General features: G+C 62.6%; 1 protein-coding gene. It reads left to right on the plus strand.

Annotated features, from left to right (window positions below; all coding sequences use genetic code 11):
- A partial coding sequence (locus tag LRG07_RS13780) for a hypothetical protein (protein ID WP_238642768.1) occupies window positions 1–625 on the plus strand: 625 nt, incomplete at both ends.

Here is a 625-nt window from a genome sequence, read left to right on the forward strand (position 1 = left end):
CGGGTCTGCAGGACGTTCGCGAGTTCGACGCCTCCGGCCTTGAGCTCGACTACGAGCGTGGCACGGATGCGCTGCTCAACGTCAGCGCCGCGCTGACCGCCGATGGGCGTGAGCGTTATCTCGAGACCGCCTTCCGGGATTGGGTCGAGAACGCCGAGGCGCCGCATTGGGCGGACGAAAACATCGATATGGACCAGGAGGCCACCGAGGCCGAGCGTGAGCAGGCCTGGGACAACGATGATTTCGGCCTGCAGCCGAACTTCGACTACACCCTGGCCGAGGGTGGTGACTCCGTGCTGACGCTGGATATCGAGCAGGCGTTTTCGGAGGATGAGTACGCCACCTTCAACCTCTGGGCGTACGATGCGGTCGATGATGACCTGACGGACGAGCAGAACGACCGGTTCAATCTCGTGAACAACAACATGTCGTTCGAGAACGTCAACGTCGACGGCGGCGCGTACGACGAGGACAGTGACTTCGGTAACACCCTCGAGGTGGCCCGGAGCATCTATCAGGGTGGTGACGAGACCAGCGAGTTCGCTTCGATCGCCAACATCAACACGCTGGTGCTGGCCGACACCGGTCAGGCGAACCCGAGTGTTGACGCGGATCTGACCGCCGC

It is taken from the genome of Halorhodospira sp. 9622, assembly GCF_022228025.1.
GTDB classification, from domain to species: domain Bacteria; phylum Pseudomonadota; class Gammaproteobacteria; order Nitrococcales; family Halorhodospiraceae; genus Halorhodospira; species Halorhodospira halophila_A.